Here is a 22725-nt window from a genome sequence, read left to right on the forward strand (position 1 = left end):
CGCATGCCCCGGCCCCGCGTGCACGACTTGGATCGGCTGCTCGACGCGGCCGAGCGCCTCGTCGTGGAAGTCGGCGCCCGTGGCGTCACCGTGCGGTCCCTCGCGGCCGCCGCGGGAGTGTCCAACGGGACGATCTACCACGCTTTCGGCTCGCTCGGCGCGCTGCTTGCCCGCGTCTGGCTCCGCGCCGCGAGCGCCTTTCTCGACCTCCAGACCGAGCTGGCCGATCAGGCGGAAGACCCGGCCGCGGCGGTCGCGGCCGCGGCGGACGCGCCGGCGGAATTCGCCGACCGCCGTCCGGAAGCGGCCCGCCTGCTCATCACCGTCAAGAAGGAGCATCTGCTCGACCCGCAGGTCCCCGAAGATCTCGCCGGTGATCTCCTCGCACTCGACAAACGTCTGGTTCAGCTCCTCGTCACGCTCGCCGAACGGCTCTGGAGCAGGCGGGACGCCCAGGCCGTCGAAGTGCTGACAACCTGCGTCGTCGACCTGCCGACGGCCCTGTTCCGCCGCGCGTTCACCGCGGGCGAGCCGATCTCCGACGACTCCCGGGCCCGGCTGTCCGCCGCGGTCCACGCCATACTCCTGCTCCCACCCCCACGGAAGGACTGACATGCCCACTCTGCGCCACGACGCCCCGGTGTTCCTGCTGGACCTCGGGGACGACGAGAACCGTTTCTCGCCGTCCTGGCTGGAAACCGTCCACGCCCAGCTGGACACCGTCGTCGCCTATCCGGATCCGGCGGTGCTGGTCACCGTCGGCTCCGGGAAGTTCTACTCCAACGGCCTCGACCTCGACTGGCTCACCAGCAACCCCACCAAGGCCGCGCAGTACGTCGCCGACGTCCACGAACTGCTGGCCCGCGTGCTCACCCTCGGCGTGCACACGGTCGCCGCGATCAACGGGCACGCCTTCGGCGCCGGGGCGATGCTGGCGATGGCGCACGACTTCCGGGTGATGCGTGCCGACCGCGGGTACTTCTGCTTCCCCGAGGCGGATATCAACATCCCGTTCACGCCCGGGATGGCGGCGCTGATCCAGGGCAAGCTCACCCCCGCCGCCGCGATCGCGTCGATGACCACCGGACGACGGTTCGGCGGCACCGACGCGCGCGATCTCGGGCTGGTGGACGCCGTCGCCGAGAAGCCCGCGCTGCTGGAGTACGCGGCCGATCTCGTCCGCCCGCTGGCCGGGAAGGACCGCGGCACACTGTCCGCGATCAAGACCACGATGTTCACCCCCGCCGTCACCGCGCTTCGCGCCAAGTAGCCGTCGTGCGCACCGACGACGCGGAGTTCGATCGCCTGGTCGAGCCGCTGCGCCGCGAGCTGCACGCCCACTGCTATCGGCTGCTCGGCTCGGCCCACGACGCCGACGACGCCCTGCAGGACGCGCTTCTGCGGGCGTGGCGGGCGATGGACCGGTTCGAGGGCCGGAGCTCGATGCGCACCTGGCTCTACACCATCGCCACCCGCACCTGCCTCGACATCGCGGAGGCGCGCGGGAAACGGGCGCTGCCGATGGACCTCGGCCCGTCGAGCGAGCGGGTCGTACTCGAACACGCCCCGCTGACCGAGGTGGCGTGGCTCGGCCCGTACCCCGACGGCCCGGAGACCCGGTACGAGCGGCGCGAGGCCATCGAGCTGGCGTTCGTCGCCGCGCTGCAGCACCTGCCGGGCAATCAGCGGGCCGCGCTCGTGCTCTTCGACGTCCTCGGCTTCTCCGCCGCCGAAATCGCGTCCACAATGGACACTTCGGTCGCGGCGGTGAACAGCGCGCTGCAACGCGCGCGGGCGATCGTGGCGGAAAAGGTCGCGCCGCCCGGCGAGCAGCCGAAACTCGACGACGCCCGGACACGTGAGATCGCCGCGGGCTTCGCCTCAGCTCTGGAGCGCGGCGACGCCGACGCGCTCGTGGCGTTGCTGACCGAGGACGTCACCTGGTCCATGCCGCCGCTCGCGCAGTGGTACAGCGGCATCGAAGCGGTCACCGGTTTCGCCGTCGAGGTCCCGCTCGGCAGGTGCCCGAGCTGGCGCACCGAGGTCGTCACCGCCAACGGGCAACCCGCCGTCGCCTGCTACCTCGGCGAAGCGGCGGAAGCCGTCCATCACCCCTGGTCGATCACCGTGCTGTCCCTTCGCGACGATCGGATCCGCGACATCACCTCGTTCCTCGACGCGGACCTGTTCGCGAGGTTCGGCCTTCCCCCGGCGAAGCCATGAGCATGCGCAAGAAGGTCTTGATCGCGCTGGCGGTGGCCGTCACCCTCGTCGGTGTGGTCTTCGGTGGCGCGTTCGCCTTCCAGCGCAAGCTGATCTACCTCCCCGAGGCGGGTCCGCCGCCCGGTGCGGCGACGGTCCTGCCCGGCGGGAGGGACGTCACGCTCACCACCTCGGACGGGCTGAGCCTGTCGAGCTGGTACTTCCCGGTCGCCGACGCGAAGGCGGCCGTGCTGGTCGCGCCGGGCAACGCCGGGAACCGGGCGTACCGCGCGCTGTTGGCCCGCGCGCTGACCGCGCGCGGGCTCTCGGTGCTGCTCCTGGACTATCGCGGCTACGGGGGCAATCCCGGCGAGCCGTCCGAGGACGGGCTCGCGCTGGATGTCCGCGCCGCACAGGATTTCCTGGTACGCGAGGCCGGAGCGCCGCTGATCTACTTCGGCGAGAGCCTCGGCTCGGCGGTCGTCACCGAATTGGCCGCCGAACGTCCGCCGTCCGCGCTCGTGTTGCGCTCGCCATTCGTCGACCTCGCGTCGGTCGGGCAACGGCACTACCCGTTCCTGCCGGTCCGCTGGCTACTGCGGGACGAGTTCCCGACGAAGGACACCGTCGCCCAGGTGAAGGCGCCCGTGACCGTCGTGTTCGGCGCCGAGGACTCGATCGTCCCCGCCGAGCAGAGCCGTGAAGTGGCCCGGGCCGCCGGTGCCAGGACGATCGAAGTCCCCGGCGCGGATCACAACGACCCGGTGTTCGCCGATGGTCCGGAGCTGATCGACGCCATCGCGGGCGCGATCCGCTGACGGTTCAGGCCCGCTGCGCACGACGGCGCAGTGACAACGAGTGGCCGGGATTGAGTTTGCGACCGAGCCGGTCGGCCTTCGGCCACCGGACGTCCGTTGCCCGGCCCGCTTTTTCGAACAGCCAGATCAGCCGTGCGGAGATGTCGAGCTGACCGCGGCGGACGCCGTGCCGGGCGCCGGTGGGGTCGGCGTGGTGGGAGTTGTGCCAGGACTCGCCCATCGATGCGATGGCGAGCGGCCAGAAGTTCGCGGACTTGTCGCGGGCGGCGAACGGGCGGTCGCCGATCAGATGGCACAGCGAGTTCACCGACCAGGTGACGTGGTGCAGCAGCGCCACCCGGACGAGGCTCGCCCAGAAGAACGCGGTGACCGCGCCCCACCAGGACAAGGTGATCACGCCGCCGAGGACGGCGGGCGCGAGCAACGTCACCACGGTGAGCAGCGGGAACAGCCGGTCGATGCGGGCGATGTCGCGGTCGGTGAGCAGATCCGGGGCGAATCGCCGTGCGTTGGTCTTCTCACGTTCGAACAGCCAGCCCATATGGGCGTGCCAGAAGCCGCGGGCCAGCGCGGCCGGTGTGGTGCCGAACCGCCACGGGGAATGCGGGTCACCCTCGCGGTCGGCGAAGGCGTGATGCCGCCGGTGGTCGGCCACCCAGCCGATGACCGGGCCCTGCATGGCCATGCTGCCCGCGACCGCGAGGGCGATCCGCAGGCCGCGATTGGCCTTGAAGGCGCCATGGGTGAAGTAGCGGTGGAATCCGATGGTCACGCCGAGGCCGGTGAGGAAGTAGAACCCGGCGGCGAGGCCGAGGTCCACCCAGCCGAGGCCCCAGCCCCACGCGAAGGGGACGGAGGCGGCCAGCGCCACCAAGGGCACCACCGCGAACAGCTTGACGAGAAGGTTTTCGGTGCGGGACTGCTCCCCCGCCAGGAGGGGTTGCGGCGCCTGCCGCTCCTCACTGTCCGGAGGTCTGAGAACTGAGGTCATGTCGCCGTTTCTTGTCGATGGCCGAGGCATGTGCCGGCTGCTGGAGCCTGAGGCACGACGCGGCGCACGAAAGGCATGCCCGCGACGAATTCTGCGCGAGCGTGCTGGGACAACACGACACCCAAAACGTTGGACTGTCAGTTCAACGAACGACTTCGGCCGAGGGGTCCGGTGCGGGGTAAGAAGGTTCGCGAAAAAGATCCATGTATCGATCACTCTGAGGAGCGGCCGGCTCGTGGGGCTCGTCCTGAGCTGCGAGCGGGTGACTGAACAGCGCACTGTCCGTGCTGTGAGTTTTGACGGTGAAACCTTTCGAGGGGGACCGCTGTTTTGCGGTCTTCGGCGAGGCCGGGGACGATTTCCGCCCGCCTCGCGGCGTCACGCCGAGGGCGTCGCCACCTCTCACGGTACACGCCCCGGGGCCGAAACCCCAGGGCGGCGTCCACCCGATCAGCCGGGCGCCGTCACATTGAGCGCCGTCACGATGGTTCGCTCCTCGTAAGCGAAGTGTGCTTCGAGCTTCCCTGCGAGAGCGTCGAACTCGTCGCGCAAGCGCACAGGATCGCTCTCGCCGTGCACGTAACCCTCCACGAGGTCACGGATCCGCTTCTGCGTCGCCGCGACGACGACGTGGTCTTCCCCGAGCTTCACCAACACCGGTGCGAGCGCGGGAAACCGTTGCGCCAACATGGGAAACGCGCCCATGTCCTCGCCGGTATGATGCTTGGTCAGCGCCTCGCAGAACGAAACACAGTGCGCCTTCAAGGATTTCTCCATGATGAGCGCGTCCGCACGACCGGCCACGACGTCTTCCACCCCGGCACGCAGCGACTTGAGCTCCTCCCGCAACCACTCGTGGACCTCCACCAGGAAGTCGCCCAACCCTCGCACCCGCTCGTCGATCCGGTGCAGGATCACGACCGGCAGCTCGCGCGTCGTTTTCGCCTGGTACTCGGCGAATCCCGGCTCCTCGGCGACGATCTTCGCGAACAGCGCGTCACGCTCCGCCGCGGGCGGAACGGCCGCGATCGCCTCGTAGGTCTCGCCCCTCGTCTCGACCGTGACCCGATGGTCACGCCGGATGTTGTGGTACCAGCCCGGATGCGCCGGCGCTCCCATGTTCGAAGCGACGACGACGGTCATGCCGTCGATTTCGAGGTACCCCAACGGATTCGTCCGCCGCTTGCCGGTCTTGGCGCCGGTGGTGGTGAGCAGGATCAGCTTCCAGCCCTCGGACATGCCTCCTTTACCGTGCCTGAATTCTTCGATCACCTGGTCGTTGAAGGTCAATGCGTTCCTTTCCCATCGATGCGTCGACAGGAGGCGCGGAACCGTCACCGAAGGAGCACACATACACCCGATTTTCGGGCGCACCACATGGAGGCGTCATCCCACGACGCGGGGATGAGCGAAAGGAGAGACGGTGTGTGCCGATCTCTGGTGGCCGAGTAGCCGCTACCTCCATGTGTAGGCCCATACGGGGCTCAAGCACGACGTTAGCACGAGCCCGGGGTGGCGCGCACCCGCCTAACCGCCTTCTCTGCGGACCGGACGGGGCTGGCCGCAATTAGTCGACTAATTGCAGCCAGCCTCGCCCTCCGCATTACCTTTAGGCGTCCTACATCGTTCGATATAGTCTGAATATGTCATAGCACAGGTGTTCGATTCGGCGTAGTATTGATCTTGTGTCCAGCGATGATGCATCCCCGAAGACGACCACCGAGTGGTGGCGCGTCGACATCGCGACGCTGCACACCCGCAAACAAGAACTCGAAGTCCTGAAACGACAGTTGGATGCCGAGCAGAACGCGATCCTCGCCGAAATCAATTCCCGCGGGATCCGTGGCTGCTCGGGTCATTCCACGTTGGCGGGGCTGATTTTCGAGGACTTCCTAGTCTCAGACAAAGAAGCCGAGGCCCGCGCCGACCGCGTCCTCGCTCTGCATCCCGGCCCCTCGATCGGCGGAGACCCCGAACCACCTCTGGCGCCACTCACTGCCGAAGCCGCCGCGGAGGGCGCGATTGGCGGTGGCCAGATCGACGCCATCATCAAGACTCTCGCCCGCATCCCCTCCACCGTCCCCGACGAAGAGGTCCGTGCCGGGGAGAAGATCCTCGTCGAGCTGGCCCGGCACGCCGGGCCGAGGCAGATCGCCCGCGCCGGACGCCGCCTGCTCGACGAACTCGACCCCGACGGCAAAGAACCCCGCAATGAGGACCCAAAAGAGACCCGTCCGGAGCTGCGGTTCGTGAAGCACCGCGACGGCACCCTGGGCCTCAAGGCTCGCCTGGATCTGGAAACCTATGCCCGGTTGAAGTCCGACCTGGATCCGATGGCCAAACCCCACAAGGCCATCGACGGGGTCCGGGATGCCCGTACCCAGGACGAACGCTACGGGGACGCCTTCACCGACTATGTGCGATTGAAGACCACCAGCCGCAACCTCCCCGGCCAAGCCGGGGAAGCCACGCACATCCTCGTCACCATGTCCTACGAGGATTTGATCCGCGACATCGGCGAAGCCCACCTCGACCTCGTCGGGCCGATCAGTGCGACCGACGCCCGGATCCTCGCCTGCGACGCCCGCGTCCGCCCCGGCGTCCTCGGCACCGCAGGCGAACCCCTCGACATCGGCCGCTCCAAACGCACCGTCTCGCTCGCACAAAAATACGCACTCACCCTCCGCGACGGAGGCTGCGCCTTCCCCGGCTGCGACATGCCCGTACCCCGCTGCACTGCCCACCACATTGTTTTCTGGCGGCATCACGGCGAAACCAAAATCGACAACCTCGTCCTGCTCTGCACCAAGCACCACCGGCTCATCCACCGCAGCGAATGGAAAGTCCAGATCGCCCAAGACGGACTCCCCGAATTCACGCCGCCTGCCTACCTCGACTCCACCGGAACACCAAGGAGGAACACCATGCACCTCAGAACATAGGCCGCCCCCGCGAAACTTCCGGATCCAAACCCACAACCGGCCGTGATCGCCCCTGCCCAACGATGGATCCCGGCATCCCCAAGCCAACGCCTGTTCTCCCGCCAACCGGAAACCGGTGGATCACCCCGCCTCGTCCAGCACCGCCCGGATCACGTGCCGGGCGTTGCCCGCCATGGCCTCGTTGGTCATGCGGTAGTACGGCAGCGCGATCAGCGCCTGCGAAAGCGTCCGGCCACGGCCGCGGCGCCAGGTGGCGTCATCCACGTCCAGCGCCTCCCGGAAGACGGCTCTCGCGTCGGCGGGCAACAGGTTCCACGCCGGGAACAGGTCGCAGGCCGGATCGCCAACGCCCATGCAACCGAAGTCGATCACCGCGGACAGCCGGCCCTCGTCCACCAGCAGGTTGCCCGGCATCAGATCGGCGTGCAGCCACACCGGTGCCTCGTCCCAAGCCGGGATCCGCAAAGCCTCGTCCCAGAGAGCGAGGACGGCGTCACAGTCGACGTTCTCTTCCGGAATCGCGCGCAGGCTTTCGATCGCCGACCGTGTTTCCGCGTCCAATGTCGCGAGCGGTCCGCCGCGATGCGCGAGGGCAGGCGCGGGTACCGGCGGGACGCGACGCATCGCCAGCACGAACTCGGCCAGGTCTTGGGCCAATGGCACGGGCGAGCCGAGCGTTTCCGGAAGCGGGTTCTCGCCCGGCAGCCAGCGGTACACCGACCACGGCCACGGGTACCCATCGGCGGGCGCTCCCGCCCCGAGCACCTCGGGGATCGGCGTGGGCAGCCGCGGCGCGATCCGGGGCAGCCACTTCTGTTCCAATGCGACGTCCTTCGCGCCGCTCTTGGTCAGTGGCAACCGCACGACCATGTCCTCGCCCAGCCGGAACATGGCGTTGACCGTGCCGCCGGAGGGCCATCGTGCGATCGCTTGCCCGCCCCATCGAGGGAACTGTTCCGCGATCAGCTTCCGTACGAGGTTCTCGTCGACCATGACGGACATCCAACCACCGCCGGGGGCATCATCGGGACATGCCGATCCTCGCCGGTCCCGAGCCGCTCACCCCGGACATCACCATCCGCCCGGCCCGCGCGGGCGAGGAGGACGTCGTGCTCGACCTTCTCGCCGAAGCCGCGGCCTGGCTGGCCGCGCGCGGGATTCACCAATGGCCGCAACGCTTTCCCGTGGATTCGGTGCGGCGCCAGATCCAGGCGGGCGAGGCGCTGCTGATCGTCGGGCCCGGCGGGCCGATCGCGACCTGTGCGGTGGCCGAGGCGGATCCCGGGCTCTGGGGCGAAACCACGGAACCGGCCTACTATCTGGGCCGCCTCGCGGTGGCGCGGGAAGCGGCCGGGCTCGGGATCAGGATCATTGACTGGGTCGGTGCGAAGGCCGCGGCTCACCACAAGACCTTCGTCCGCGTGGCGACCACGAGGGACAACCCGGCCTTGCGCGGGTACTACGAACGCGCGGGATTCCAGCACGTGGCGGATCCGCCTGAAGCGCAATGGCCCACCAGCCTCTACGAAAAGCGGGTGTCCCAGTCACGACAAGCCCAGGACATCCGGCCGTGAAGCGTATTTCCGCCAATGCCGTCCCGGATCCGGGACCAGGCGCCGCGATTCGAGATCCATCAGCCCGGAGACGCTCTCCACCTCGGCCACGACGGCACCGTCCGGCGCCACGAACTCCTGGACGACGCGGGACACCTTGCCCGGCTCCCAGGCGAACCGGGTCAGCACGTCGATCCGCGCGCGGGCGCGAAGCTCGCGGCGGAACCGGATCGTCGTTTCGAGGTTGACCGGGCCGAGGTTCCCGGCCTTCAAAGCCAACGGGTCCACCCCTGCCGCCCACACGCATTCCCAGCGCGCGTGATCGGCGTACGCGAGGTAGGCCGGGCCGCGGACGTGACCGTTGAGGTCGAGATCGTCCGTACGGATGTCGATGGTGACGCGGAAAGGTTCGAGCACCGCCCGATCTTCGCCCCTGCGGGCCCCTCAGTCTGGAACGTTTCGGCCAGTCCAGGACCGCACGAGCGCGCCGGGCGACGCGCCCGACAGCCGGCGGCATTCCCGCCCGAGATGCGACTGGTCCGCGTAGCCCATATCGGCGGCGACGTCGGCGAGCGACGCGTGGTCGCGCGCCACGGCCTCGACCCGCTTGAGGAACCCGTGGAAACGCAGCACCCGCTGCAACTCCTTGGGGCCGACGCCGACGTCGTGCCGGACATGCCGGCGAAGGCCGCGCTCACTCACGCCCAGCTCCGCCGCCACCCGATCGGTGCGGGCGCCGGGCGCGCTCAGGGCACGAGCGGCCGCGACCGACAGCCCGTCCACCTCGACGTCCCGGAGTCGCTCGGCGACCAGCGCTTCCAGCACCGGCCGTGCCTCGCCCGGTGTTTTGCACGCGGCCAGCTCGGACTCCGCGCGGCGTGCCTCAGCGACCCACAGGTCTCGCAAGGGAGTGGCACCCGCCGGTAGCTCCGTCATCGGCAGGCCCAGCACCGCACCGCCGACACCGCACCGCAGGCGGAGCCCGGCGGTCCACACCGCCGACGGCAGTTCGTGCCGCAGCACCCCGCGCACCGTGGTGACCGCGGCCAGCACCGTCCCGTCCCAGACGAGATCGACACAGCCGTCCGGGAACACCCTCAGCGGACGACGGCAGCCCACCAAACCCGTCCAGACGTTCTCGACGACGCCGGCCACCGCCGCGACCGGCCTGCTTTCGCGGTACACCGAACGACCTGACCGTCGACGCAGCGGAACACCCACGCCAGGCAGTATGCCCCCGCCCACCGACAAGATGCGCTTCACTTGATCTTGCTGAAGACTTGCCGTCGTGCTGCAGCCGGTGCTCGACCCTTCGCCCGCCGAGTGGATCTCCTCCAGGCTCGGTGGGGCGTTCGGCGCGGCAGGTCGCACGGTTCCGCGTGGCTACACCGCGTACGCGCGCCTCTGCCATCCCGCCGAGCGCGATCGCGGCGGCTGGGCGAGCTGGCGCGAAGCCGCGGCTGAGACGGGACGCCGGGCACATGCGGCCATGCAGTGGCACGCGCTCGTCGGCTCCCCGGATCCGGTGAATCTCACCGGTTCGCTCTGGCGGGGTTCCCCGCCGGACCGGGGCACGCTGCCGTCGCACAGCCTCACCGCGCTGCTGGCCGTGCTCGGCCGGCACACCAGCACGCCGAACGCCTGGTTCTGCCTTTGGGAGGGCTACGGCTGGGCCGACGCGACGCTGTCCCGCGAACACCTCGCCGCGCCGCGCCTGCGCCATCCCGGCCGGGACTACCTGCTGTTCCACGGGCCGCTGACGGCCGCGACAGAACTCGGCTGGCGGCCCCGGCCGAACTGGTTCGAGGCGCAGTCGCCCAACCTGTTCTGGCCGGACGACCGCGCATGGTGCGTCGCCACCGAGGTCGACTTCGATTCGACCCTCGTCGCGGGCGACGAGGCCCTGATCGACGCGCTGCTGGACGCGCCTGGCCTGGAGGCCTGGCGGATCGAGTCCGACACCTCGCTCGCGGCCGACGGGGACCGGATCAACCAGCTCCCGTGAGGGTCAGCGCTCTTCGATCGAGTCGACCTTCGTCGGGTAGAACGCCACGTGGTCCTTGATCTCGGCGACCGCGTCGTGCGGTGCCTCGTAGGTCCAAACCGCGTTCTCGGCGAGGCCGTCGCCGGTGCGGATGCTGTAGTACGACGCGTCGCCCTTGAACGGGCAGTACGTGGAGTGGTCCGTCCGCTCCAGCAGGTCGAAGTCGACGTCGGCACGCGGGATGTACTGCGCGGGCGGGTAGTTCGCCTCCCGCAGGGTGAGCGCGTTCGCGCTGTCCGCCACGACCTTGCCGCCGACCGTGACGACCACTCGCGACTCGTTCGGCGCCACCGTGATCGGGTGGTCCGCGCTGGGCTTCAACACCTTTTTGTCAGCCATACCGGGCACAGCGACGCCGAACGCGCGGATATTCCCTCCTCAGGGCAGGTAGTACATCGGATTCGGCAGCTTGACCGGGAACTCGGCGTAGCCGCCTTCGAGGTCGCTGAACTGGTCGCCGAAGTTGGCCAGGATGGTCGCGCCGGTCGAGGCGATGTGCTTCCGCGTACCCGCCTTGTACTGGACGGTGGTGCAGGTCAGCCCGCACGGCAGGTAGTCCGGCGCGGTGATCTTCGGTTTGAAGAACGCCCCCGCCGGCGCCGGGTAGCCCTCGTTCGCGAGGTTCTTGAGCGACTGAGGGCCCTGGAACTCGTTGCGCCCTGTCAGGAAGCAAATCTTCACGCCACGCTGAGCGGCCCAGTTCGCCAGTTCCAGCACCGGCTTGTTCGCGACGAACGTGCCCTTGTCGATGGCTTCCTGCTGCTTCTTCGGGTCGAAGCCGAAGTCGTTGTCCGCTTCCCAGCCGTAGGTGACCTCGGCGGTGTCGTCGACGTCGAACACGACGGCGGGATTCTTCACACCGCGGTCCAGCCGCCGCGAGAGATAGCGCTTGGCGTCCTCGACCTGGCGCTTGGTGTCGGAAACGAACCGGCTGCCCTCGGAGTACCCGTGCTTGCCGTCGGTGCCGACGACATCGCCGTAGTAGGCCTTCACGTCGAGCTTGACCTGGCCGATGTTCGCGGGCTCGTGACCGCGCCGCCAGGTGGCGTCGTCGGTGTTCGCGACGGCGGTGGCGCCACCCGCGAGGACGGCCCCGGCGGCCGCGGCGGCGGCCAGTTTCAGCAGACCGGCGAACCGGCTCATGGAAATGCTCCTCACGTCAGCTGTGCGCGGCAAAGGAACGCTACTCCAGAACGACCGATTCTGGTCAGTACCAAAGTAGCTTCTTCACCTCCGCGAGGTTTCAGCTTGCGCCGCAAGGCATCCGGGTCGATATCGAGACCGCGGACGAGGATTTCCAATCGACCGATATCGTGTTTTTTCAGCAATACACGAAGATTCTTCTCGCTGTACGGTCCGTGCTCGAACACCCGGAACGCCCGGATTCCCGGCGGCGGGGTGTCCCCGGTCAGGTACGCGATACGTTCGTCGAGCTGCCACAAACCGTGCCGTGCCGCGTAATGCCGCACGAGTCCGGCCCGGACCACGGCACCGTCGGGGTCGACGATCCATTCACCCGGCTCACGCACGGGAATCTCGTCGGGGTCGGCATCCGTGACCGTCCACTGTGTACCGTCCGAACGCAACACCGTCGCCCGGCGGGACACCGTCGAGCCCACGCCGCGCCACAGGCACGCCTCGCGGACCTGACCGTCCAAAGAGACCAGTTCGACCTCGTCCGCCCAGGGCGCGATGGAGAAATCGAGACCCGGCGCGCATTTCACCGAGAGTTCGCGACCGGGATAGGCATCGACCAGGCCGTCCAGCGGCGGCAGGAAATCGGCGGGCTTCCACGCCCGGCGTCCGGCAGAGTCACGACGGGCGGGATCGGCGACGACGACCGAAGTCCGGCTGACCGGCCGCAGCGCGTCGGCCCTGAGCAACGCGGGCGAAACACCGGCCTCGGAAGCGTTGTGCCGCGCCATCGCGAGCCGGACCTCGTCCAGATCCGAACCGAGCGCCTTCGAGGCGACGCGGGCGATCTCGACCAGGTCAGCGCCGACGGAACACGTCACGTCGTGGACGTCGCGGCCGGCGAGCCGCGCGGCCCGGTGCCGCGCGACCAGCGTGGCGCTGGCCTGCTGGAGGGCGTCGCCGGTGAACAGCCACGAGCCCGCGGAGTCCAGTTTGAACGACGACTTCCGCCGCAGCACCACCGTTTCCAGTACGGCGGCCGCGTGGTCCGGGGCGATCCGGCGCACGGCGGCGACGTCGGCGATACGGGTCTTGTCGGTCAGCGGCAGGGACGAGCATTCGGCGAGCGCCGCGCTTCCCGCGCCGGAGCGCAGGAAGGCGACGTCGTCGAGCGTGAACCGATACGACACCTACGGACGCTTGGTACCGGTGATCATCACGTTGTAGAACAGCTCGCGCGGCAGCACCTTGGCGAGCAGCTTCTTGTCCAATGCGGACAGCCGCAGCCACAGCCGGTACGCGAACAGACGCCAGCGCAGGGTCAGCTTCTCCTGCGGCACGGCGGCCTCGAAGGTGCGGATCGGCCAGCCCGCCAGCGCCGCGGCGAACTCCTCGGTGACCGCGCGGACGTCCTGCGCGCCCGCGCCGCGGGCCATCGACTCGAGTTCGGACGGGTCGAAGGTGTGGATGTCGACCACGGCCTCCAGCGCGGCCGCGCGGGAGGACTCGTCGAGTTCCTCCTGCGGACGGCGCCAGCCGTTCAGCACCGGGATCTTGGTCAGGTTGGTGGTGAGGTACCACGTGATCTGGCCGAGCTTGCGCGCGTAGAAGTCGCCGACCTTCGTCGGCTCGCCCGCGAAGACGAACCGGCCGCCCGGCTTCAGCACCCGCAGCACCTCGGCGAACGCCGCGCGGACGTCCGGGATGTGGTGCAGCACGGCGTGCCCGACGACGAGGTCGAAGCTGTTGTCCTCGTACGGGATCCGCTCCGCGTCGGCGACCCGGCCGTCGACGTCGAGGCCGAGGTTCTCGGCGTTGCGCAGCGCGACCTGCACCATGCCCGGCGAGAGGTCGGTGACCGAACCCTTCTTGATCACCCCGCCCTGCATCAGGTTCAGCAGGAAGAAACCGGTGCCGCTGCCCAGTTCCATCGCGGTCGGGTACGGCTGGCCGTCTTCACCGGCGACGGCGTTGAACACGTCCGTCGCGTAGGAGATGCAGCGCTCGTCGTAGGAGATGGACCACTTCTCGTCGTAGGTCCCGGCTTCCCAGTCGTGGTAGAGCACGTTGGCGAGCTTGGGGTCGTCGAAGGCGGCCTTGACCTCTTCGGCGGTGGCGTGCGGATTCGGCGCCGGGTCGTTCACCTGGGTCATCGGGTTACTTCCCCTCGAAGGTGGCCTTGCCGGGGCCGTTTTCGATGAACGACTTCATGCCGTTGCGCTGGTCCTCGGTCGCCCAGAGCGCGGCGAAGAGGTGGGATTCGAGCTTGAGGCCGCTCGCGAGGTCGGTGTCGAGACCGCCGTCGATGGCTGCCTTCGCGGCGCGGAGGGCGACAGCCGGGCCGTTCGCGAACTGCGAGGCCCACTTGTGCGCGGCGGCGTAGACGTCGTCCGGCGCCACGACCTCGTCGAGGATGCCCAGCGCGAGGGCCTCTTCGGCCTTCACGAACCGGCCGGTGAACACGAGGTCCTTGGTCTTGCTCGGGCCGATGAGCCGCGCGAGGCGCTGCGTGCCGCCCGCGCCCGGGATGACGCCGAGCTGGATCTCGGGCTGCCCGACCTTGACGTTGTCGCCGGCGACGCGGCGGTCGGCGGTCAGCGCGAGTTCGAGGCCGCCGCCCAGCGCGTAGCCGGTGATGGCCGCGACGACCGGCTTCGGGATGTTCGCGATGGTGGCCAGCGACGCCGTCAGCGCGGCGCCGAACTTCGCGATTTCGGGGTACGTGCGCTCGGCCATCTCCTTGATGTCCGCACCACCCGCGAAGGTCTTCTCGCCGCCGTAGAGGATCACGGCGCGCACGTCGTCGCGCTCGGAGGCCTCACGGGCCGCCTCGGCCAGCTCGGCCTGCACCTGGTTGTTCAGCGCGTTGACCGGCGGGCGGTCCAGCCGGATCGTGCCGACCCCGCCTTCGACCTCGAGACTTACGAACTCTCCCACGCCGTCCTCCTTAACCGTCCAAGACAGATTGCAGGCTACCGGTCAGTACGACCCGTCAGCGGCGACGGGCGAAGAAGCGATCACCGGACCGTTCGAGCAAGAGGTCCTGATCGAACGTCTTGGACAGGTTGTCGCTGGTCACGACGTCGTCCACGAGCCCGGACGCGACCGTGCGGCCGTCGCGCAGCAGCAGCGCGTGGGTGAACCCCGGCGGGATTTCTTCCACGTGATGGGTGACGAGCACCATGGCGGGCGCCTCCGGGTCGAGGGCCAGCTCCGAAAGGCGGGCGACGAGGTCCTCGCGGCCGCCGAGGTCGAGCCCGGCGGCGGGCTCGTCGAGCAGCAACATCTCCGGGTCGGTCATCAGCGAACGCGCGATCAGGGTCCGCTTGCGCTCGCCCTCCGACAGCGTGCCGAAAGTGCGCTCGGCCAGGTGCGCGATGCCGAGGGCGCCGAGCAGCTCCATGGCGCGGTCGGTGTCGAGACTGTCGTATTCCTCACGCCAGCGGCCGACGACGGCGTACCCGGCGCTCACCACGACGTCGACGACGCGCTCCTCACCCGGCACACGCTGGGCGATCGCGGCCGAGGTGAACCCGATCCGCGGGCGCAGCTCGAAGATGTTGACCTTGCCGATCCGGTCGCCGAGCAGGTCGACCGTTCCCGAGGTCGGGTGGAGTTCGGCCGCGGCCAGCCGGAGCAGGGTGGTCTTGCCCGCGCCGTTCGGGCCGAGCACCACCCAGCGCTCGTCCAGTTCCACGGTCCAATCGAGGTCGGCGAGGAGGTCGTTGCCTGTTCGGCGGACCCCGACACCGGTCATCCTCACCACGAGGTCGTCAAGTTCGCTGGGCTGGATCGGCTCGCTCACGCGCCCATTGTGTCCGCACTCGCGCGCGTGTGTGCACCGGGCCGCCGGTCGGCGGAAAGCGGCTGGTCCAGGGAGTGGGACGAGACGACCCGGACGCGGCCGTTGTGGCAGCATCGAGCGCGTGATCAGGTCCGTGTCCGCCGCCTTCCCCGTCATCGGGGGCTCTTTCTGGCGCCGCCGGGCCATCGACCTGCTCCTCGTCGCCTCGTGCGGGTGTACCACCGCGCGACACGGCTGAGTTCCCTTTCCGACGGCACTCCCGTGTCGCGCCGCGCCTTGCCTTCCGCGCCCGCGAACCTTCACGAGGAGCCTCACCGTGACCACGTCCATCACCCCGCGCCAGGACTTCGAGATCCATCCGCGGCTGGCCGACCCGCTGCTGCCGGAACTGCTGCACCCCGACCGTCTGCTCTGGACGCCCCGGGAACTGGCCGACCTGACCTCCACCGTCGCCACCGAACTCACCTCCGGCCTGCGCGGCCTGCTGCGCTTCGACGCCGACCAGCGCTGGTGGGCGCGGCTCGCGCTGACCGACGGCGTCGAACTGTGGCTGCTGTCGTGGCTGCCCGGCCAGCAGACCAAACCGCACGACCACGGCGGCGCGTCCGGCTCGTTCACCGTGCTGCAGGGCGAACTCGGCGAGGAGTACCGCTACCCCGGCGGCCCGGTCCGGCGCCGCACGCACGTCGCGGGCGAGGGCATCGGCTTCGGCGCGGGCCGCGCGCACCAGGTGACCGGCATCGGCACCGAGCCCGCCGCGAGCGTCCACGCCTACTCGCCGCCGCTGGTCGCGACCCGCGAATACGCCACGCTCGCCGACGTTCCCGCCGAGATCCCCTCGCTGGCCCCGATACTGGGCCGATGAGCGCGATCGAGAACCTGCTGGCCACCGCCCGGGCCGGACTGGACCGGGCGGCGCCGGAGCAGGCGCTGCGGCTTCAGCGCGACGGCGCCCTGATCGTCGACATCCGCCCGCACGTCAACCGGCTCGAAGAGGGCGAGATCCCGGACTCGGTGGTCGTCGAGCGGATCCATCTCGAATGGCGGCTCGCGCCGGACAGCGAGTGGCGGCTGCCGCAGGTGAAACCGGACTCGACGGTGATCGTCGTCTGCAACGAGGGCTACTCGTCGAGCCTCGCCGCGGCCGACCTGCAACGGCTCGGCCTGCCGGGCGCCACCGACCTCGAAGGCGGGTTCCGCGCCTGGCGTTCCGCCGGCCTCCCGATCCGGGAAGGCGGCTCTCCCGCCGTCCCCTAGCGGCGGACCGCGAGCCGGGCGATCGAATCCGGGGAGAGCGGCAGCGCGGCGTGGATCCCGGCGCCGCGCGTCGGCCTAGGGTTGACCAGCACCCCGGTCGCCGCGTCGCGCCGGGCGGCGGCGAGCACGACCTCGCGGCCGGTCCGGTGCCGGATCCGCGCCCAGCCCGCGCCGGTGACCGCGCGGTACTCGGCCAGGAGCCGCTCGTCGGTGAAGACGCAGAGCCAGTCGCCGTGCGCGCCGAGGCGGGCCGGGATCGGCGCACCCGCCTCGTCCGCCGGACCGCACACCGTGCCGTCGAGGAACATCCGCATGACCGAGGGCACGGGGTCGCGCGGATTCTGCTCCCGTTCGGGACGGACATTCTCGGCGATCCACCGCGAAGCGAGCCTGAAGTCCTCGCCGGTGAGGTCTTCCTGGAAACCGTCCAGGCTGTTCTTGACACTCCCCAGGAAGTCGTAGAACCGCCTGGTGCAGGTGCGCTCGGAGACGGCGACCCGGCCGCGGCCGACCATCGTCCTGATCCGGCCGACCATGCCCGCCCCGCCGTGCACCGGATCGACGCCGAGGTTGTACGCGGTCCAGACGATCTCGGGCATGAGCGGGTCGGCGAACCGTTCGAGAACGCGGTTCAGCCGCAGAAGGACGATCTCGCGCACCCGGCCCGGCTCGGCGTCTTCGGCGATTCCCCAGATTTCCCGCAGTTCCGGCCCCAGCGCATTGCGCAGGCCGTCCTGCCGGATCCCGGCGCGGGCGTGGACATGGTGCAACCGGTCCTTAGCCCTGCGCGATGTTTTCGTCTCTTTCGCCGAAGCCACCATTCCTCCGCGATTCGCGATCGGCCCGGCAAAGTCTATTTCACCCGGCCTTTCCGCATTGTTCGGCGGAAATCGAAGATCAGGGGTTTCCTTTGTTCGCCACCGGCTTGACAAGCGGCGGCATCGACCAGAATCGCCACATGGCGTCACTCAGCCCCTGTGTCCGCCGGTCGAATTCGGCCGGGTCGGCCAGGAGCAACGCGGGCGCGAGCCCAGTCTGACCGGTGACCGTGTCGGGCGTCGGTGAAATCGGCTTCGCGTCACGCGCGGGCCGGGATTCCGGGACGACGCGCCGGTCGACCTCGCCGAGCACCGTTTTCAACGCGGCCAGGTCCTTGCCCACTTCGGTGAGCGTGGCCGCGGCCCGTGCCGCCGCCTCGGTCCGCTGCGCGTTCAGTCTCCGGATGAGCGACGGATCCGCGGTGTCCCGCGCGTTCCTGGTCAGCTGCTCCAGGACGGCCACGAAATCGTCCAGCGCCCGCGCGGCGCGGCCGTGCTCCTCCGCGACCGTCCGGCACCGGGCGGCCAGTTCGGTCCGGCGACCCAGATACGCGTCGTGCCCAGGACCGGCCCAGCCCCGAGGATCGATCTGGCGCACCTCGACGGCTTGGTCCTCCAAAGACCGGGAAACCGCTCGCAAGCGTTCCGCCTCGCTTCGGAGCACGCTCACCGTCCCAGCCGTCCAGGGCGCACTCGGCCCGTCCGGTTCTTCCGGCTTCATCGTCCGTCCTCTTCGCTTCAGCCGAGAACGGCCTGGATGGTGTTGACACTCCCGGCGTCGAACGCCGCGGCCCGCGGGGCGCGATCTTCGGCGGCTTCGATCATGTTGACCTTCTCGACCGCCGCTTCTTCGCCGTTCCGGTAGTCGCGCGCGGCCTTGTCCAGCCGATCACCGAGGCGCCGCACGTCCTCGGCGAGCACGGTGACGCTGTGCGCGGAAGCCTCTTGGAAGCTCTCCAGCGCCGCCACGAGCACGGGATCTCCCGCTTCGCTCGCCGTTGCCTTGAATTTCAGCGCCGGTTGCCTGGTGATCAGCTCGGTGATGTCGTGGAGCCGGTCGCCCGCCCGGCTCAGTTCGTCGGGAACGGCCTCGAAATCGATCATGTCCGATGTCCTCGTCTCGGATCAGCATTCACGGGCGAGCCGGGCGATCTCCTCCGGCGGGAGGGGCAGGGTGGCGTCGGCCCCCGCGCCCATCACCGGACTCGGATCGATCAGGATCCCGGTCGGGAAGATCCGGCCCGCGGCCGTCCGCACGACGTCCCGGCCCGTCCATCGGCCGATCCGCGTCCAGCCCGCACCGGTGGATTCGCGATAGGCGGTCAGGAGCCGTTCTCCGGTGAAGACGCACAGCCACTCGCCCCGGGGGCCGAGCCTGGCCGCGAGCGGTCCCCCCTCACCGTCCGCGGGGCCGTGGACAGGACCGTCGAGGAACATCTTCAGCACCGGCTCCATCGGCGCACGGAGCCTTCGGATGGCGGTGGACAGGCCGCCCGCGTCCACCGCGGGTTCCGGCGCGCCGGGCCGGATGTTCGCGGCCAGCCAGCGCGAAGCCCGGGCGAGGTCATCGCCGGTGATCGCGCTCTGCCCGGCGCTCAAGCTCTTCACGACGGCCGGCAGGAAAACGTCGTTGAATCGGCGGGTGCAGGTTCGGACACTGCATTCGACGCCGCCCTGGCCGACCAGTCTTTCGAGCCGCCGGACGACGCCGCTTTCCTCGCCCGGCGAAGCCGCACCGAGGTTGTACGCGGTCCAGACGATCACGGGCAGTTCGGGTTTCCGGAATTGGTCCAGTACCCGGTTCAAGCGCACGAGCACGATCTCCCGCACGCGTGACGCCTCGGCGTCTTCCGCGATCCCCCAGCGCTCGAGCAACTCCGGCCCCATCACCGTGGCGAGCCCGTCCTGCCAGATGCCGTTGCGCTTGTGGATGCCGAGCACGCTGTCCTCGGGCTTTTTTCTTTTCCTCGTCGAAGTCACCATTCCTCCCCTATGCGACCTCAAGGACGAAGAGCCTAGGCGATCACAATGCGCCGCACGAATCACCCCCGATCGTCCGATAAAGCGACTCCCACCTGCACTTTTGCCATTTATTGGACACCATCCGGGCCCGGTTTCGCCTTTTGTTTGCCACCGACTTGACAACGGGCGGGTTGACCAATCCGTGGCATACGAAAACCGTACGTACGTCTCCTGACCACTTCCTGACCAAGGTCCGGCAGGTGCTGCGCGAAGACGATCATTCCGCTTAGCGTCGATGCGACAGCCGCCGATCGAGCGGCCGGGAAACCAGGAGTACGGAATGGAACTCGTCGTGATCGCCGGGCTGGCGATGCTGCTCGGCGCGGGAGCGGGCTGGCTTGTTTCGGCACGCTGGCATCAGCGTCGCCAGGCGGAACTCGTCCAGTTCGCCCAGGCTTGGGAATACGCGCGGTACGCCGGATACGTCTCGGCGCACCGGCACCCGCACGGGACCGGTGCGCCGTTCTTGAGGTGATTCAGGCGTGGACGACGCGGGCCAGTTCCGCGGGCGTGGCCAGCAGACGGTGCTTCGGCAGCACGCGGACGGTGTAGCCGATCGAGCCCGGATGCGGCAGTTTCAGCCGTGCCGCGAACGCGCCGATCCCGTCGCCCGACATGCCGACGGTGACCGGGTCGCTCAATTCGTCCCCGTCACCCACCTTCCCGACGACGGCCTGGACGTCCACTTCGGACGGTTCGAGGCCGGCGAGGTCGATCCGCGCCCGGATGGTCACCTCGGTGCCGGTGACCATCGGCGCGGAGTCCTCGACGAGCAGTTCGGTGTCGAAGATCCGCACGCGCGGCCAGGAGACGTCCAGTTTGGTCCGGTAGTCGGCCAGCGACAACGCGCCGCGATAGCCGTCGCCGGTGGCCTCCGCGACCATGCGCGAGGCGGGCAGGTAACCCGATTCGACGTATTCCCGCACCATGCGCGAAGCCTGCACTCGCGGCCCGAGGGTTTCCAGCGTGTGCCACACCATCGACAGCCAGCCACCGGGCACGCCGTCGGCGCCGCGGTCGTAGAACAACGGCGCGATCTGGTGGCCCAGCAGGTCGTAGAGCGCCGCGGCCTCCAGTTCGTCGCGGCGCAGCGGGTCGGTGACGCCGTCCGCGGTCGGGATCGCCCAGCCGTTGCTGCCGTCGTAGCACTCGTCCCACCACCCGTCGCGGATGGACAGGTTGAGGCCGCCGTTGAGCGCGGACTTCATCCCGGAGGTGCCGCACGCCTCCAGCTGCCGCACCGGCGTGTTCAGCCAGACGTCGCAGCCGCGGTAGAGGTAGCGCGCCATGGACATGTCGTAGTCCGGCAGGAACACAATCCGGCGCCGGACCTCGGGATCGTCGACGAACCGGACGATCTGCTGGATCAGCTGCTTGCCGCCCTCGTCGGCCGGATGCGATTTGCCAGCGACGACGAGCTGGATCGGGCGCCGCTCGTCCAGCAGCAGCGCGCGCAGGCGATCCGGGTCGCGCAGCATCAGCGTGAGCCGTTTGTACGTCGGCACGCGGCGCGCGAAGCCGACGGTCAGCACGTCCGGGTCGAAGACCGTGTCGGTCCACCCGAGTTCGAGCGCGGACGCGCCACGCTGCATCCAGGCGGCCCGCACCCGGCGCCGCACCTCCGCGACGAGCTTCTCGCGCAGCTCCCTTCGCAGCGCCCACAGCTGCTCGTCGGTGACGCCGTCCCGCAGCGGCTTGCCCTGAGCACCGTCGAGACCGAGCTCCTCGTGGTTGCGCCCGAGCAGCGCGCTCAGCTCACGCGCCACCCAGGTCGGCCCGTGGACGCCGTTGGTGACCGAGGAGACGGGCACCTCGTCGAAGTCGAATCCGGGCCACAGCCGGGAGAACATCCGCCGCGAGACGCGGCCGTGCAGGGCCGAGACGCCGTTCGCGCGCTGGGCCAGCCGCAAGCCCATATGCGCCATGTTGAACAGGCCGGGGTTGTCCTCCGCGCCGAGGGCGAGTACGCGGCGCGGATCGACGTCCGGGACCAGCCTGCCGTCGGTGAAGTACCGCTGGACCAGATCGACGGGGAACCGGTCGATCCCGGCGCTGACCGGCGTATGCGTGGTGAACACGGTGCCGGCGCGGACGGCGGGCAGCGCCTCGTCGAACGCCAGCCCGTCGGCCTGGATGATCTCGCGGGCGCGCTCCAGCCCGAGGAATCCGGCGTGGCCTTCGTTGGTGTGGAACACCTTCGGCTGCGGATGCCCGGTCAGCTCGCAGTAGCGCCGCACCGCGCGGAAACCGCCGATCCCGGACAGGATCTCCTGCCGGATGCGGTGGTCGGCGTCGCCGCCGTACAGCCGGTCGGTGACCGCGCGCAGGTCCTCGTCGTTGGCGTCGGTGTCGGTGTCGAGCAGCAGCAGCGGGATCCGGCCGACGCGGGCCTTCCAGATCTGCGCGTGCAGCGTGCGCCCGGCGGGCATCGCGACGTCGACCAGCACCGGCTTGCCGCCGTCGGTCAGCAGCTCCAGCGGGAAGGCGTTCGGGTCGATCACCGGGTAGTGCTCGACCTGCCAGCCGTCGAGCGACAACGCCTGCCGGAAGTACCCGGCGCGGTAGAGCAGCCCGACGCCGACCATCGGCACGCCGAGGTCCGACGCCGCCTTGAGGTGGTCACCGGCGAGCACGCCGAGGCCGCCGGAGTAGTTCGGCAGTGCCTCGGTGACGCCGAACTCCATCGAGAAGTACGCGACGGCCGGCGGGAGGTCGGGGTCGTCCTGCTTCTGGTACCAGCGCGGCTCGGCGAGATAGCGCTCCAGGTCGGCGACCGCCTCGCGCGCGTGGGCGAGGAACGCGTCGTCGACGGCGAGCTCGTCGAGCCGGGCCGGCGGCAGGGCGGTGAGCATCCGCAGCGGGTCGCGGACGCGGTTGAACAGCTCCGCGTCCATCGACGCGAACAGGTCGCGGGTGGGCGGATGCCAGGTCCAGCGCAGATTCGTGGCGAGCTCACCGAGGCCGGAGAGCGACTCCGGCAGGCTCGCGCGGACGGTGAACCGGCGGACTGCTCTCATGGAGAGCGACCATATCGGCACCGCCCCCGCCCCGCTCAAGACCCACTTCGGGGATTACCTGCACGCGGGCCATAAGCGCTGGGTAGGGTCCCTGCTTGCCGGAGTACGCGGCCCGGTCGGGG

26 protein-coding genes are annotated in these 22725 nt (G+C 69.5%); 10 read left to right on the plus strand and 16 right to left on the minus strand.

Annotated elements, in window-relative coordinates:
• The first annotated feature begins 3 nt into the window (after positions 1–3).
• Genes DMC61_RS13070 through DMC61_RS13085 form a run of 4 tightly spaced genes read left to right on the plus strand, consistent with a single transcriptional unit; the run spans position 4 to position 3020 of the window.
• Positions 4–612 carry a TetR/AcrR family transcriptional regulator gene (locus DMC61_RS13070; RefSeq protein WP_125689510.1) on the plus strand — a complete coding sequence of 203 codons (609 nt, stop codon included), beginning with the start codon at positions 4–6 and terminating at the stop codon, positions 610–612.
• Between the two features lies 1 nt (position 613).
• The gene (locus tag DMC61_RS13075; RefSeq protein ID WP_125689511.1) at positions 614–1270 is read left to right on the plus strand and encodes an enoyl-CoA hydratase/isomerase family protein; all 657 of its coding nucleotides are present in this window, start codon (positions 614–616) and stop codon (positions 1268–1270) included.
• Positions 1271–1275: 5 nt separating this feature from the next.
• Positions 1276–2223 carry a sigma-70 family RNA polymerase sigma factor gene (locus DMC61_RS13080; RefSeq protein ID WP_125689512.1) on the plus strand — a complete coding sequence of 316 codons (948 nt, stop codon included), beginning with the start codon at positions 1276–1278 and terminating at the stop codon, positions 2221–2223.
• Complete coding sequence (locus DMC61_RS13085; protein ID WP_125689513.1) at positions 2220–3020, plus strand: alpha/beta hydrolase; 801 nt, start codon at positions 2220–2222, stop codon at positions 3018–3020. Before DMC61_RS13080 ends, DMC61_RS13085 begins: the two co-directional genes overlap by 4 nt.
• Positions 3021–3024: 4 nt before the next feature.
• On the opposite strand, the gene DMC61_RS13090 is transcribed toward DMC61_RS13085, so the two are convergent.
• Both DMC61_RS13090 and DMC61_RS13095 read right to left on the minus strand, forming a co-directional pair.
• Entirely contained in the window at positions 3025–4011 is a 987-nt protein-coding gene (locus tag DMC61_RS13090; protein ID WP_125689514.1) for an acyl-CoA desaturase, read from the minus strand.
• 450 nt (positions 4012–4461) lie between these two features.
• Entirely contained in the window at positions 4462–5250 is a 789-nt protein-coding gene (locus DMC61_RS13095) for a nitroreductase/quinone reductase family protein (protein ID WP_233594793.1), read from the minus strand.
• 446 nt (positions 5251–5696) lie between these two features.
• On the opposite strand from DMC61_RS13095, the gene DMC61_RS13100 reads away from it, so the two are divergent.
• Positions 5697–6953, plus strand: coding sequence for an HNH endonuclease signature motif containing protein (locus DMC61_RS13100; protein WP_125689516.1), 1257 nt, complete (start codon positions 5697–5699; stop codon positions 6951–6953).
• Between the two features lie 120 nt (positions 6954–7073).
• Here the strand turns inward: DMC61_RS13100 and DMC61_RS13105 are convergent, their stop codons facing one another.
• Complete coding sequence (locus DMC61_RS13105) at positions 7074–7955, minus strand: aminoglycoside phosphotransferase family protein (RefSeq protein WP_125689517.1); 882 nt, start codon at positions 7953–7955, stop codon at positions 7074–7076.
• Between the two features lie 29 nt (positions 7956–7984).
• Here DMC61_RS13105 and DMC61_RS13110 point away from each other — a divergent pair, with 29 nt between their 5' ends.
• Entirely contained in the window at positions 7985–8527 is a 543-nt protein-coding gene (locus DMC61_RS13110; protein WP_125689518.1) for an N-acetyltransferase, read from the plus strand.
• Here DMC61_RS13110 and DMC61_RS13115 read toward each other — a convergent pair.
• Together DMC61_RS13115 and DMC61_RS13120 are read right to left on the minus strand one after the other, a co-directional pair.
• A complete protein-coding gene (locus tag DMC61_RS13115) occupies positions 8498–8923 on the minus strand; it encodes a thioesterase family protein (protein WP_125689519.1) in 426 nt (141 codons plus the stop codon). The two genes, DMC61_RS13110 and DMC61_RS13115, sit on opposite strands and share 30 nt — an antisense overlap.
• A 27-nt stretch (positions 8924–8950) precedes the next feature.
• Positions 8951–9727, minus strand: a complete 777-nt coding sequence (locus DMC61_RS13120) for a helix-turn-helix domain-containing protein (protein ID WP_125689520.1) — start codon at positions 9725–9727, stop codon at positions 8951–8953.
• 67 nt (positions 9728–9794) lie between these two features.
• Between DMC61_RS13120 and DMC61_RS13125 the strand changes: the two genes are divergently transcribed.
• Positions 9795–10511: a hypothetical protein gene (locus tag DMC61_RS13125; RefSeq protein WP_125689521.1), complete on the plus strand. Its 717-nt coding sequence runs from the start codon at positions 9795–9797 to the stop codon at positions 10509–10511.
• Positions 10512–10514: 3 nt separating this feature from the next.
• Here the strand turns inward: DMC61_RS13125 and DMC61_RS13130 are convergent, their stop codons facing one another.
• From DMC61_RS13130 to DMC61_RS13155, 6 genes are read right to left on the minus strand one after another with little or no spacing between them, the layout of a single operon-like run.
• Positions 10515–10889, minus strand: coding sequence for a DUF427 domain-containing protein (locus DMC61_RS13130; RefSeq protein ID WP_043848334.1), 375 nt, complete (start codon positions 10887–10889; stop codon positions 10515–10517).
• A 39-nt stretch (positions 10890–10928) separates the two neighbouring features.
• Entirely contained in the window at positions 10929–11693 is a 765-nt protein-coding gene (locus DMC61_RS13135) for an HAD family acid phosphatase (RefSeq protein WP_125689522.1), read from the minus strand.
• 11 nt (positions 11694–11704) lie between these two features.
• Positions 11705–12874, minus strand: coding sequence for a class I SAM-dependent methyltransferase (locus DMC61_RS13140; RefSeq protein WP_125689523.1), 1170 nt, complete (start codon positions 12872–12874; stop codon positions 11705–11707).
• On the minus strand, positions 12875–13837 hold the full coding sequence (locus tag DMC61_RS13145; protein ID WP_016336617.1) for a class I SAM-dependent methyltransferase: 963 nt from the start codon (positions 13835–13837) through the stop codon (positions 12875–12877). It lies immediately after the preceding gene.
• Between the two features lie 4 nt (positions 13838–13841).
• Entirely contained in the window at positions 13842–14621 is a 780-nt protein-coding gene (locus DMC61_RS13150; protein ID WP_072030515.1) for an enoyl-CoA hydratase/isomerase family protein, read from the minus strand.
• A gap of 55 nt (positions 14622–14676) precedes the next feature.
• Positions 14677–15489, minus strand: a complete 813-nt coding sequence (locus tag DMC61_RS13155; RefSeq protein ID WP_016336618.1) for an ABC transporter ATP-binding protein — start codon at positions 15487–15489, stop codon at positions 14677–14679.
• A 316-nt stretch (positions 15490–15805) separates the two neighbouring features.
• Here DMC61_RS13155 and DMC61_RS13160 point away from each other — a divergent pair, with 316 nt between their 5' ends.
• Together DMC61_RS13160 and DMC61_RS13165 are read left to right on the plus strand one after the other, a co-directional pair.
• Positions 15806–16354 carry a cysteine dioxygenase family protein gene (locus DMC61_RS13160; protein WP_016336619.1) on the plus strand — a complete coding sequence of 183 codons (549 nt, stop codon included), beginning with the start codon at positions 15806–15808 and terminating at the stop codon, positions 16352–16354.
• Complete coding sequence (locus tag DMC61_RS13165; RefSeq protein ID WP_125689524.1) at positions 16351–16746, plus strand: rhodanese-like domain-containing protein; 396 nt, start codon at positions 16351–16353, stop codon at positions 16744–16746. The genes DMC61_RS13160 and DMC61_RS13165 overlap by 4 nt, the downstream gene beginning before the upstream one ends.
• Here DMC61_RS13165 and DMC61_RS13170 read toward each other — a convergent pair.
• From DMC61_RS13170 to DMC61_RS13185, 4 genes are all read right to left on the minus strand, one after another.
• The gene (locus DMC61_RS13170) at positions 16743–17567 is read right to left on the minus strand and encodes a hypothetical protein (RefSeq protein WP_125689525.1); all 825 of its coding nucleotides are present in this window, start codon (positions 17565–17567) and stop codon (positions 16743–16745) included. The two genes, DMC61_RS13165 and DMC61_RS13170, sit on opposite strands and share 4 nt — an antisense overlap.
• 76 nt (positions 17568–17643) lie before the next feature.
• Entirely contained in the window at positions 17644–18285 is a 642-nt protein-coding gene (locus tag DMC61_RS13175; protein ID WP_125689526.1) for a hypothetical protein, read from the minus strand.
• Positions 18286–18302: 17 nt separating this feature from the next.
• Positions 18303–18668 (minus strand): hypothetical protein, encoded by a 366-nt coding sequence (locus DMC61_RS13180; protein WP_125689527.1) that lies wholly within the window; start codon positions 18666–18668, stop codon positions 18303–18305.
• Between the two features lie 21 nt (positions 18669–18689).
• Positions 18690–19547: a hypothetical protein gene (locus DMC61_RS13185; protein WP_125689528.1), complete on the minus strand. Its 858-nt coding sequence runs from the start codon at positions 19545–19547 to the stop codon at positions 18690–18692.
• Between the two features lie 274 nt (positions 19548–19821).
• Here DMC61_RS13185 and DMC61_RS13190 point away from each other — a divergent pair, with 274 nt between their 5' ends.
• Positions 19822–20061: a hypothetical protein gene (locus DMC61_RS13190; protein ID WP_233594794.1), complete on the plus strand. Its 240-nt coding sequence runs from the start codon at positions 19822–19824 to the stop codon at positions 20059–20061.
• 1 nt (position 20062) lies between these two features.
• Here DMC61_RS13190 and glgP read toward each other — a convergent pair whose 3' ends face one another.
• Positions 20063–22603: an alpha-glucan family phosphorylase gene (gene glgP, locus DMC61_RS13195; protein ID WP_125689529.1), complete on the minus strand. Its 2541-nt coding sequence runs from the start codon at positions 22601–22603 to the stop codon at positions 20063–20065.
• Between the last annotated feature and the right edge of the window lie 122 nt (positions 22604–22725).

The sequence above is a fragment of the Amycolatopsis sp. WAC 04169 genome (assembly GCF_003947535.1).
GTDB classification, from domain to species: Bacteria; Actinomycetota; Actinomycetes; order Mycobacteriales; family Pseudonocardiaceae; genus Amycolatopsis; species Amycolatopsis keratiniphila.